Annotated in this window: 10 protein-coding genes and 1 tRNA gene; 4 read left to right on the top strand and 7 right to left on the bottom strand. The window is 71.3% G+C overall.

The features are described from left to right. Window positions 1–360 precede the first annotated feature (360 nt). Window positions 361–1,416, top strand: a complete 1,056-nt coding sequence (locus RI578_RS25515; RefSeq protein WP_310873250.1) for a LacI family DNA-binding transcriptional regulator — start codon at window positions 361–363, stop codon at window positions 1,414–1,416. Window positions 1,417–1,553: 137 nt separating this feature from the next. Here RI578_RS25515 and RI578_RS25520 read toward each other — a convergent pair. The 4 genes from RI578_RS25520 to RI578_RS25535 form a co-directional block, all read right to left on the bottom strand. After that, window positions 1,554–1,626, bottom strand: a tRNA-His gene (locus RI578_RS25520). 111 nt (window positions 1,627–1,737) lie between these two features. Beyond that, complete coding sequence (orn, locus tag RI578_RS25525) at window positions 1,738–2,340, bottom strand: oligoribonuclease (RefSeq protein ID WP_310873251.1); 603 nt, start codon at window positions 2,338–2,340, stop codon at window positions 1,738–1,740. Window positions 2,341–2,538: 198 nt separating this feature from the next. Continuing rightward, a complete protein-coding gene (locus tag RI578_RS25530; protein WP_310873252.1) occupies window positions 2,539–3,729 on the bottom strand; it encodes a helix-turn-helix domain-containing protein in 1,191 nt (396 codons plus the stop codon). Window positions 3,730–4,116: 387 nt separating this feature from the next. Then, window positions 4,117–4,470 carry a hypothetical protein gene (locus RI578_RS25535; protein ID WP_310873253.1) on the bottom strand — a complete coding sequence of 118 codons (354 nt, stop codon included), beginning with the start codon at window positions 4,468–4,470 and terminating at the stop codon, window positions 4,117–4,119. Between the two features lie 295 nt (window positions 4,471–4,765). On the opposite strand from RI578_RS25535, the gene RI578_RS25540 reads away from it, so the two are divergent. Together RI578_RS25540 and RI578_RS25545 are read left to right on the top strand one after the other, a co-directional pair. Then, window positions 4,766–5,293 (top strand): universal stress protein, encoded by a 528-nt coding sequence (locus tag RI578_RS25540; RefSeq protein ID WP_310873254.1) that lies wholly within the window; start codon window positions 4,766–4,768, stop codon window positions 5,291–5,293. 142 nt (window positions 5,294–5,435) lie between these two features. Further along, complete coding sequence (locus tag RI578_RS25545) at window positions 5,436–5,999, top strand: GPR1/FUN34/YaaH family transporter (protein ID WP_310873255.1); 564 nt, start codon at window positions 5,436–5,438, stop codon at window positions 5,997–5,999. Window positions 6,000–6,146: 147 nt separating this feature from the next. Here RI578_RS25545 and glmS read toward each other — a convergent pair whose 3' ends face one another. The 3 genes from glmS to RI578_RS25560 all read right to left on the bottom strand — a co-directional run bounded on the left by glmS (window position 6,147) and on the right by RI578_RS25560 (window position 9,227). Next, window positions 6,147–7,964, bottom strand: a complete 1,818-nt coding sequence (gene glmS, locus RI578_RS25550) for a glutamine--fructose-6-phosphate transaminase (isomerizing) (RefSeq protein ID WP_310873256.1) — start codon at window positions 7,962–7,964, stop codon at window positions 6,147–6,149. A gap of 33 nt (window positions 7,965–7,997) precedes the next feature. Continuing rightward, on the bottom strand, window positions 7,998–8,255 hold the full coding sequence (locus RI578_RS25555; protein ID WP_310873257.1) for a hypothetical protein: 258 nt from the start codon (window positions 8,253–8,255) through the stop codon (window positions 7,998–8,000). A gap of 78 nt (window positions 8,256–8,333) precedes the next feature. Further along, window positions 8,334–9,227, bottom strand: coding sequence for a DUF4429 domain-containing protein (locus RI578_RS25560; RefSeq protein ID WP_310873258.1), 894 nt, complete (start codon window positions 9,225–9,227; stop codon window positions 8,334–8,336). A 90-nt stretch (window positions 9,228–9,317) separates the two neighbouring features. Between RI578_RS25560 and RI578_RS25565 the strand changes: the two genes are divergently transcribed. Continuing rightward, window positions 9,318–10,928, top strand: a complete 1,611-nt coding sequence (locus RI578_RS25565) for a beta-N-acetylhexosaminidase (RefSeq protein ID WP_310873259.1) — start codon at window positions 9,318–9,320, stop codon at window positions 10,926–10,928. Window positions 10,929–10,934: the final 6 nt, after the last annotated feature.

Here is a 10,934-nt window from a genome sequence, read left to right on the forward strand (position 1 = left end):
GTCCTCCTGTTGCCCTGACGTGCCGACCCCCCGGCCAACTACATGGTTGGGCCCGCTGCTTCATGTGGTTCGTTCGACGCTGCGGCTCGGGCGGGGAACGTGCGGGATGTGTATGTGCCAGGTAGTGTGGGAGCGCTCCCACAAGTGATGTGTTGAAGAGTCGTCGGTCCGGGCGGGGGTGTCAAGGGCGCGGACGCGACGAAATGCGTTCAGTTATCGGCCTGTTAACTGGACGTCGCGAGCGGCGTCGAGGCACCTCCCCACGGCGGGCGGCGGCCCGGAGCCGGTCATTACACCCGACCGGCCTGTTAAATTCCAGGCCAGCCGCAGAGTGCGGGGTGTCGACGGGAGGCGGAGCCGATGGCAAGCCACGGAGCGCGTGGGCGGAGCGGTGGCCGGCCCACCCTCGAAGAGGTGGCGGCACGGGCGGGCGTCGGCAGAGGAACGGTCTCCCGGGTGATCAACGGCTCGCCCCGGGTCAGCGACGCGACCCGGGCGGCGGTGGAGGCGGCGGTCGCGGAACTCGGCTACGTTCCGAACACGGCGGCCCGCGCCCTGGCCGCCAACCGCACGGACGCCATCGCGCTGGTGGTGCCCGAGCCGGAGACCCGTTTCTTCGCGGAACCGTACTTCTCGGACATGCTGAAGGGTGTCGGCTCCGAACTGTCCGACACCGAGATGCAACTGCTGCTGATCTTCGCGGGCAGCGACCGGGAGCGGCAGCGGCTCGCCCAGTACCTGGCCGCGCACCGCGTGGACGGCGTCCTGCTGGTCTCGGTGCACGCCGACGACCCGCTGCCCGACCTGCTGTCCCAGCTGGAGATCCCCGCGGTGATCAGCGGCCCGCGCTCGGCCCGGGAGTCGCTGGCGTCGGTGGACTCGGACAACTACGGCGGCGCCCGCTCGGCCGTCGAACACCTGCTGTCCCGAGGCCGCCGCCACATCGCGCACATCACCGGCCGCCTCGACGTCTACGGTGCCCAGCGGCGCGTCGACGGCTACCGCGAGGCCCTGCGCGACGCGGGCCACGACGCGGACGAGCGGCTGATCGAGGCGGGGGACTTCACGGAGGAGGGCGGGCGCAGCGCCATGGTGGAGCTGCTGCGCCGCCGCCCCGACCTGGACGCCGTCTTCGCCGGCTCGGACGTCACCGCGGCCGGCGCCCGCCAGGCCCTGCGCGAGGCGGGCCGGCGCATCCCGGACGACGTGGCGCTGGTCGGCTACGACGACTCGGCCATCGCCCGCCACATGGAGCCGCCGCTGACCAGTGTGCGGCAGCCCATCGAGGAGATGGGCCGCGCGATGATAGACCTGCTGCTCACCGAGATCGCGGACCGCCGCCCGGCGGCCTCGCGGGGGCTGGAGCGGCACCAGGTGGTGCTGCCGACGGAGCTGGTGGAGCGGGCGTCGTCGTGACGTGCCCCGGCGGGGCGTCGGCCGGTGACCTCTCCCCGGGGCCATCGGCCGCTGCGCGGCCTCGTCGCCGGTCCGGTCTGCGAGGGAACGCAGTCAGCCGGTGACCTTCTCGCGAAGGTCACCGGCTGACGGATCAGGGTGAGTGACGGGACTTGAACCCGCGGCCACCTGGACCACAACCAGGTGCTCTACCAACTGAGCTACACCCACCATGGCCGGTCTTCGGAACCCGTGGTGGGTGTCCCCGACCGGCTGAGAAAAAGTGTACAGGGTCCGAAGGGGTGCTCGCGCACGCCTTTACCGGGCCCGCACGGCGTGCTGTTACCGGGCCCGCACGACGTGCTTCGCGGCGATCGCCTTGGCGGTTTCGGAGTCGGGACCGGGCTGCGGGACGAAGACGGCTTCCCGGTAGTAGCGCAGTTCGGCGATGGATTCGCGGATGTCGGCGAGCGCCCGGTGGTTGCCGTTCTTCTCGGGGCTGTTGAAGTACGCCCTCGGGTACCAGCGGCGGGCCAGCTCCTTGATCGAGGAGACGTCGACGATCCGGTAGTGGAGGTAGTCCTCCAGCGTCGCCATGTCCCTCAGCAGGAAGCCGCGGTCGGTGCCGACCGAGTTGCCGCACAGCGGCGCCCTGCCGGGCTCCTTCACGTGCTCCCGGACGTAGGCCAGGACCTGCGCCTCGGCGTCCGCCAGCGTCGTGCCGCCGTCGAGCTCGGCGAGCAGGCCGGACGCGGTGTGCATCTGACGCACCACCTCCGGCATCGTCTCCAGGGCCCGCTCCGGCGGACGGATGACGATGTCGACACCTTCGCCGAGGATGTTCAGCTCGGAGTCGGTGACGAGGGCGGCCACCTCGATGAGAGCGTCGTCGGACAGCGAGAGGCCGGTCATCTCGCAGTCGATCCACACCATGCGATCGTTCATGCGGACACCCTACGGCTGACCTCCGTGGGATGGGCCCCCGGCATCGGTGTGGGCCTCGCCGGGGGCTGCCGCCCCCGGGCCCCGGCATCGGCCTGGACGGCCTCGTCCTCAAACGCCGGACGGGCTGAGTGGGTCGGCCCGACCGGCATCGGAGGGTGCGGCCGGACGGACGGAACCGCCCGTCCGGCGTTCACAGGTTCACGGCGCGCTGCGCTGCCCCGGCAGGCTCGCCGCCGTCGGCATCGGCGGTGCGCTGCGGCGGGTCTGGTACGGGACGGCGCTCTCCGGTGGCAGGGCGGCGGCCTCGGGCGGGACGGGAACCCGGGGGGCTCCCTCGGTGCCGGCCTCCGTGACCACCGTCCGGTCGCCCTGCGGTCGGCGGGCCCGGTAGGCGGCCCGGTAGGCGGCCGGGGACGAACCGAGCTGGCGGCGGAAGTGGCCGCGCAGTGCCACCGGGGAGCGGAAGCCGCAGCGGCCCGCGACCTCGTCCACCGAGTAGTCGGACGTCTCCAGCAGGCGCTGCGCCTGGAGCACCCGCTGGGTGATCAGCCACTGCAGCGGGGCGCTGCCGGTGAGCGAGCGGAAACGGCGGTCGAAGGTGCGGCGGCTCATGTACGCGCGGGCCGCCAGCGTCTCCACGTCGAACTGCTCGTGGAGGTGCTCCAGCGCCCAGGCGACGACCTCGGCGAGCGGGTCGGCGCCGATCTCCTCCGGTAAAGACCTGTCGAGGTAGCGCTCCTGGCCGCCCGAGCGGCGCGGCGGGACCACCAGGCGGCGGGCCAGCGCGCCGGCCGCCTCGTTGCCGTGGTCCGTGCGCACTATGTGCAGGCACAGGTCGATGCCGGCCGCGGTGCCCGCCGACGTCAGCACGTCGCCGTCGTCCACGAACAGCTCGCGCGGATCGACGTGCACCGACGGATAGCGCTTGGCCAGCGTCGGCGCGTACATCCAGTGGGTGGTCGCGGGGCGGCCGTCGAGCAGGCCCGCCGCCGCGAGTACGAAGGCGCCGGTGCACAGCCCGACTATGCGGGCGCCCTCCTCGTGCGCGCGGCGCAGGGCGTCGAGCGCGTCCTCCGGTGGCGGAGAGGTGATCGACCGCCAGGCGGGCACCACGACGGTGCCGGCCCGGGAGATCGCCTCCAGGCCCTGGGGCGCGGTGAGTTCCAGGCCCCCCGTGGTCCGCAGCGGGCCCTCCTCGCCGGCGCACACCAGCAGCCGGTAGCGCGGCACGCCTGCGTCCTGGCGGTCGATCCCGAACACCGACAGCGGTATGGAACTCTCGAAGATGGGGCCGCCGCTGAACAGCAGCACCGCGACGATCTCCTTGCGGCGTCGCCCGGAGAGCTTCCGGGCCGCGGTTTCCGGCGCGGCAGTGGAGTCGTGGCTCATAATTGCTAAGCCCCCCTCGGTGGTCGCGGCGCCCTGATCCTTTCGGGTCTGTCGCTCCAACACGTTTCCCCTCGGTCCTGCACGAGTCCCCCGCCGTAGACAGTCAAGATCGAATCTACTGTGTCCCATCGCGCCGAGGTGGCCGGTTCGGCACTTGGGACATTGTCGACATGGCAACTTGGCGTGAAGCAGTCGATCACGAAGCGTGGCACTCCGGGGCGCCCCAGGGAAGTGCGCCTTGTCGCAGTGGCCAATCCCCGTAGGGTGCGCAGGGTCCCGGAGACCCTTTCCGTGCAGGTGGAACGGGGGTTGGGGGGTGGTGGGGGGCAGTGATGAGCCACCCTCAGAAGTTGGCTGAAAAGAAGCGGACGCGTGCGCGGAAACCGGTCAGTCGACCGGTGTGTTTTCCCCGGCGTGCCGTCCGCCCCTGCGGGCCGGCGGCCCGGCCCGGTGCCGGCGACCGGCCCGCACGGCGCCATCCTCGCCGGCCGGCCGCGCCGCGACGCGCTCGGATCGGCGCAGCAGCAGGCGGCAGGCGCCGGTGACGGCGGCCAGACCCAGGGCCGTGCCTGCGGTGCCGGCGAATGAGGTGCCGTACCAGAGGAGTACGACCGGGACGAGGAAGCAGCTGAAGGCCGCCCAGCGGACGAGATCGGTGACGCCGTCCCGGGACGGCGCGGCCGGATCGGGGGCGTCGGGTGCACCGGGCGGCGGCTCGGAGGGTTGGTGCGGTCCGGACATGCGTGCTCCCTGGGGCTGGCGGCATGGAGATCAACGTTTGTGCGAAGCGCCGGTCACGACCGATCACCGACAGTTGAATCCTGTGCAAACCGCCTGTACAGCGCAGCAACCATTGCGTTACGGGCGCCCCCTCGGGCATGCTCCGGGGAACCCGCGGCGGACCGTACGCGGGATCTGGGCGAAGGAGGCGTGGCGCCGTACCCTTGGGGGTATGGGCTTGGGAAGACCATTCCCGGACACACAGCTCCGCCGCACACTGTTGTCCCCCATAGAGGATAAAAACGCCGAGACAGCCATGGCCGGTCACGAATTCTTCGAACCCGCGGACCGCAAGCGGCCCGTCGCCGAACCTACGGCGGCCGAGCCCCTGGCGGCCGAAGATCCACGCCAGTCGTGCGACCCAGCCTTCAAGCACGGCGTCGTCGTCGGCTTCGACGGCTCCACGTCCAGTGAGCGCGCCCTCGCGTACGCCATCGGCATGGCACGCCGGCTCGGCTCGGGCCTGGTCATCGTGCACGTGGCCAACCGGCTGCCCACCACGGTGTGGGCCGGCTGCGAGCCCCCCGTCTTCGTCGACGTACCGGACCACCGCACCGAGGTGCTGGGGCTGGAGCTGGCGTGCGCGGACTATCTCGCCGAGGTGCCCTGGATCCTGGTCGAGCGCGGCGGCGACATCTGCCACGAACTCGAGGAGGTGGGCCGGGAGTATGAGGCGGACGCCATCGTCGTCGGCTCCAGCCACGGCCTGGTGGGCCGCCTCTTCGGCTCCGTCGCCGGCCGGCTCGCCAAGCGGGCGAAGCGGCCCGTGGTGGTCATTCCGTAACGGCCCGGGCGGCGGTTCCGGCCGCTCCGGGGCCCCTCCCTGTCATGCAGCGTGAAGCTACCGACGCGTAGAGGTGTTTGTGCCTTTGTGAAGGGCATATACGGGTCACCGTACAACCGCACATGCATGAAGGGAGCCCGCCGTGGACAACGACGTCTCTGCGGGAAGCACCACCACGATCGTCGGCCGACTCGCGCTCGGCGTCACCCTGCTGGCCTTCGGCGTCGGCCACACCGGCGTGGTCGACGGCGTGACGGCCGCCGACGCCGTGACCGTCGCCCAGTACGTCGGCGGCGTCGCCCTCTTCGTCGCCGGTCTGCTCGCCCTGCGCGACCGGGACACCGCCTCCGGTACGGCCTTCACCGTGCTCGGCGCGCTGTGGTTCACCTGGGCCGTCTCGGTCGGCGGCCAGGTCTCCGCCAACGCGGCGGGACTCTTCCTGCTCCTGTTCGCCCTCGTCGCCCTCTCCCTGACGTTCGCCGGCGGCGATCTGCTCGGGCAGGGGATGTACGGCCTGCTCTGCGTGTCCCTGCTGCTGCTCTCGATCGCCGCCTTCGCGGACGCCGGGGCGCTGGGGAAGGCGGGCGGATGGTTCGCCGTCGCCGCGGGCGTGGTCGCCTGGTACGCGGCGACGGCGGTTCTGGCGCACTGGCCCACGGGTGTCTCGCGACGCGCTGCGGGCCGGGGTGTGACGGCCACCGGTTAGCTGCCGCGGGCCGGGGGGTTGGGCGGCTCCCCGGCGACCGAACGGCCCCCCACGTGTTGGTGGCACACGTGGGGGGCCGTTCGGTTGTGTTGCCCGCGCGGGTGCGTGGAGGGTTGCTCGCGCAGTTCCCCGCGCCCCTAAAAGCCTCTACTCCACCGTCACCGACTTGGCGAGGTTGCGCGGCTTGTCGATGTCCCGGCCCAGGGACAGGGCCGTGTGGTAGGCGAGGAGTTGGAGCGGGATGCCCATCAGGATGGGGTCCAGTTCGTCCTCGTTCTTCGGGACGACGATGGTGTGGTCGGCCTTCTCCTGCTCCTGGTGGGCGACGGCGAGGATCTGGCCGCTGCGGGCCTTGATCTCCTCCATGGCCGCGCGGTTCTTCTCCAGCAGGTCGTCGTCCGGCACGATCGCGACCGTCGGCAGGGCCGGCTCGATCAGCGCGAGCGGGCCGTGCTTCAGCTCGGAGGCCGGGTAGGCCTCGGCGTGGATGTAGGAGACCTCCTTGAGCTTCAGGGAGGCCTCGCGCGCGACCGGGTAGCCCCGCACGCGGCCGATGAAGAGCATCGAGCGGGCGTCGGCGTACTGCGCGGCCAGCTTCTTGATGTCCTCCTCCCGCTCCAGCATCTCGGCGATCTGCGCGGGCAGCTTGCGCAGGCCCTCGATGATCCGCTTGCCGTCGCGCACCGAGAGGTCGCGGGTGCGGCCCAGGTGCAGGGCGAGCAGCGCGAAGGCGACGCAGGTGTTGGTGAAGCACTTGGTGGAGACGACGCAGACCTCGGGCCCGGCGTGCACGTACATGCCGCCGTCGGCCTCGCGGGCGATCGCCGAGCCGACCACGTTGACGATGCCGAGGACACGGGCGCCCTTGCGCTTCAGCTCCTGCACGGCGGCCAGCACGTCGTACGTCTCACCGGACTGGGAGACGGCGATGTACAGGGTGTCGGGGTCGACGACCGCGTTGCGGTAGCGGAACTCGGAGGCGGGCTCGGCGTCGGCGGGGATGCGGGCCAGCTCCTCGATCATCTGGGCGCCGATCTGGCCCGCGTGGTACGAGGTGCCGCAGCCGAGGATCTTCACGCGGCGCACGGCGCGCGCGTCGCGGGCGTCCAGGTTCAGGCCGCCGAGGTGCACGGTGGAGAAGCGGTCGTCGATCCGGCCGCGCAGCACGCGGTCCACGGCCTCGGCCTGCTCGTGGATCTCCTTGTGCATGTACGTGTCGTGGCCGCCCATGTCGTAGGAGGCGGCCTCCCACTCCACGGTGGTCGGCTCGGCGGTGGTGCGGGTGCCCTCGGTGGTGTACGTGCGGAAGTCGTCGGCCTTGAGGGTGGCCATCTCGCCGTCGTCGAGGGTGACTATCTGGCGGGTGTGGGCGACCAGCGCGGCGATGTCCGAGGCGACGAACATCTCCTTCTCGCCGATGCCGAGGACGACCGGCGAGCCGTTGCGGGCGACGACGATGCGCTCGGGGAAGTCGGCGTGCATCACGGCGATGCCGTAGGTGCCCTCGATCAGCCGGAGGGTCTCGCGGACCTTGTCCTCCAGCTTCTCCGCCTCGGAGCGGGCGATGAGGTGGACGAGGACCTCGGTGTCGGTCTCGGAGAGGAACTCGACGCCGTCCGCCTCCAGTTTGCGGCGCAGGTCGGCGGCGTTGTCGATGATGCCGTTGTGCACGACGGCGACCTTGTGGTCGGCCGACATGTGCGGGTGGGCGTTCAGGTCGGACGGGGCGCCGTGGGTGGCCCAGCGGGTGTGGGCGATGCCGGTGGTGCCCTTGAAGCGCGCCGGGACCTTGGCCTCCAGGTCGCGGACCCGGCCCTTGGCCTTGACCATCTTCAGGCCGGCCGCCTTGGGCGAGGTGACGACGATGCCCGCCGAGTCGTAGCCGCGGTACTCCAGGCGCTGGAGGCCCTCAAGCAGCAGGGGGGCGACATCACGCTTGCCGATGTATCCGACGATTCCGCACATGTATACGTAAACCTCGTGTCCCTCTTCGGCTTCTCAGCCGTAGACGATGCGGCGCAACTGGCGGAGCGACAGCTCCGGCGGTGCGACCGCCCGGTATTTCAGGTCCGCCTCGATCCGCTCGAAGATCGTCGCGTTCACCAGGCCCTGGGCCTGGAGCTCGCGGTGGCGGCGACGGACGTACTCCTCGGTCGTCTCCTCGAAGTAGGCGAGCACGTCCTGGATCACGCGCAGCGCCTCGCCCCGGCTCAGGGGGGTGGACCGCGTCAGATGATCAACGAGTTCGTCGTGCACCCGGTAGATCCTGGGGTACGAGTGAGGGTTTCGCAAGAATCCTGCCCGATTTCGGGCAAGCCTGCCGCATGTGCGTGACTACATCCGTTTCAGCACTGCCTGCTTCGCCAGGGTGAACTCCTCGTCCGTCAGCACCCCGGAGCGGTGCAGTTCGCCCAGTTCCCGCAGTCGGCGCAGCAGCGCGTCGTGGTCGTCCTCGGTGGTGGTGGGGGCCGGGGCGGGCGTGTCCTCGGCCGGCCGGGCGTCCTCCAGGGCGGCACGGGCCGCCGATGTGGCCGGGTGCGGGAGGCGGGCCTGCACGGCCGCGGCCACCAGCGCCATCAGCGGGTCCCTCTTGAAGCCCCACAGCTCCACCGCGTTGGGGTCGTACTTGGGCGGCGCCTTGGTCGGCGCCGCCCGCACGGTGAAGCGGAGGTGGCCGTTCTCCAGGCCGACCGTCGGCTGCCACTCCACCGCGGTGATGTCCGCGAGGGGCAGGGTGCGCGCTCCGGCGGCCGACTTGGCGTCCTCCGCCTGCCACTTCCACTCCAGGCGCACGCGTTCGCCGTCGAAGCTCGCGATGCCGTCCCCGGCGGACACCGACAGCGGTACGGAGGGGCCGGGCAGCAGGTAGGCGTCCACCGGGCCGGACGGAACCTGGTCGAGGAGCAGGGCGTTGCGCACCTCGTCCACGAAGTACTCGGCGACGCCGTACCGGTCGGACTCCACGATCAGCTGGTACGGGTCGTGCGGCTCGGCCAGCCGGCCGCCGGTCGCGTGCAGCAACGGGTCGGCGCCGTCCCGCAGGCGCAGCCGCAACCGCCCCGACTTCTTGCCCTGCTCGAACGAAACGCCCGCCAACGCCGCCAGCGGGACGAGTAGTTCACCCAGTTCCCTGCGGAGCAGGCCGACGTTCTTGTCCCGCCCGGGAGTCAGCCGCAGGGTGTCGCCGTCGAAGACCCACGTTCCGTCCTTCTGGATGATTTCCGCCATGCGCGGATTGTTTCACCGCTTCTGCGTACGGCGGTTGTGAGGGAGAGTGGTCTACACCCCCATCTGTGCACCATCGTGAAGGGAGCGCACGTGAGACCTCTTCGACGGCACCACAGAACGACTCCCCGACTGACCCGGATCCTGGGCTCGCTGCTGCTGGTCGCCGCGGTCGGCGCCATGACCACCGGCGCGGCGCCGGACCGGAGGACGCCGGCGACCACCCCCCTGGACCGGGTGATTCCGGCTCCCGCGTCGGTCGACCCGGGCGGCTCCCCGTACCGCATCACCCGCGGCACCCACATCCGCGTCGACGACTCGCGCGAGGCCCGCCGCGTCGGCGACTACCTCGCGGACCTTCTGCGGCCCTCCACCGGCTACCGACTGCCCGTCACCTCCCACGGCCACGGCGGCATACAGCTCCGCCTGGACAAGGGCCCGTACGGCGACGAGGGTTACCGCCTGGACAGCGGCCGCGGCGGCGTCACCATCACCGCCCGCAAGGCCGCCGGTCTCTTCCACGGCGTCCAGACCCTCCGTCAGCTCCTGCCCGCCGCCGTCGAGAAGGACTCCGCGCAGCCCGGACCCTGGCTGGTCGCGGGCGGCACCATCGAGGACACCCCGCGCTACGGCTGGCGCGGCGCCATGCTGGACGTCTCCCGGCACTTCTTCACCGTCGACGAGGTCAAGCGCTACATCGACCGGGTCGCCCTCTACAAGTACAACAAGCTCCACCTGCACCTCAGCGACGACCAGGGCTGGCGCATCGCCATCGACTCCTGGCCGCGCCTGGCGACGTACGGCGGCTCCACGGAGGTCGGCGGCGGCCCCGGCGGCTACTACACCAAGGCCGACTACAAGGAGATCCTCCGCTACGCCGCCTCCCGCCACCTGGAGGTGATCCCCGAGATCGACATGCCGGGCCACACCAACGCGGCCCTCGCCTCCTACGCCGAGCTGAACTGCGACGGCGTGGCACCCCCGCTGTACACCGGCATCAAGGTCGGCTTCAGCTCGCTGTGCGTGGACAAGGAGGTCACGTACGACTTCGTGGACGACGTCGTGCGCGAGATCGCCGCGCTCACCCCGGGCCGCTACCTCCACATCGGCGGCGACGAGGCGCACTCCACCCCGCACGAGGACTTCGTGCGGTTCATGGACCGGGTGCAGCCGGTCGTCGCGAAGTACGGCAAGACGGTCATCGGCTGGCACCAGCTGGCCGGCGCCACCCCCGCCGAGGGCGCCCTCGTCCAGTACTGGGGCCTGGACCGCACCAGCGACGCGGAGAAGGCGCAGGTCGCGAAGGCCGCCCAGAACGGGACCGGACTGATCCTGTCCCCGGCCGACCGGACGTACCTGGACATGAAGTACAACAAGGACACTCCGCTGGGCCTGTCCTGGGCGGGTTACGTGGAGGTGCAGCGGTCCTACGACTGGGACCCGGCCGCCTATCTGCCGGGCGCCCCCGCCTCCGCGATCCGCGGGGTCGAGGCGCCGATGTGGACGGAGACCCTGGAGACCCCGGACCAGCTCGACTTCATGGCCTTCCCGAGGCTGCCGGGCGTCGCCGAGCTGGGCTGGTCCCCGGCGAAGACGCACGACTGGGACACCTACAAGGTGCGCCTCGCCGAGCAGGCACCGCGCTGGGAGGCGCTGGGCATCGACTACTACCGGTCGCCGCAGGTGCCCTGGCCGGCCGACTGACCCGCG

The organism is Streptomyces sp. BB1-1-1 (assembly GCF_031597775.1).
GTDB classification, from domain to species: domain Bacteria; phylum Actinomycetota; class Actinomycetes; order Streptomycetales; family Streptomycetaceae; genus Streptomyces; species Streptomyces thinghirensis.

What these genes read in the sequence shown, in the direction of transcription:
- RI578_RS25515 (WP_310873250.1), top strand. Translation starts at nt 361, where the DNA reads ATGGCAAGCCACGGAGCGCGTGGGCGGAGCGGTGGCCGGCCCACCCTC.
- orn (WP_310873251.1), bottom strand. Translation starts at nt 2,340, where the DNA reads ATGAACGATCGCATGGTGTGGATCGACTGCGAGATGACCGGCCTCTCG.
- RI578_RS25530 (WP_310873252.1), bottom strand. Translation starts at nt 3,729, where the DNA reads ATGAGCCACGACTCCACTGCCGCGCCGGAAACCGCGGCCCGGAAGCTC.
- RI578_RS25535 (WP_310873253.1), bottom strand. Translation starts at nt 4,470, where the DNA reads ATGTCCGGACCGCACCAACCCTCCGAGCCGCCGCCCGGTGCACCCGAC.
- RI578_RS25540 (WP_310873254.1), top strand. Translation starts at nt 4,766, where the DNA reads ATGGCCGGTCACGAATTCTTCGAACCCGCGGACCGCAAGCGGCCCGTC.
- glmS (WP_310873256.1), bottom strand. Translation starts at nt 7,964, where the DNA reads ATGTGCGGAATCGTCGGATACATCGGCAAGCGTGATGTCGCCCCCCTG.
- RI578_RS25560 (WP_310873258.1), bottom strand. Translation starts at nt 9,227, where the DNA reads ATGGCGGAAATCATCCAGAAGGACGGAACGTGGGTCTTCGACGGCGAC.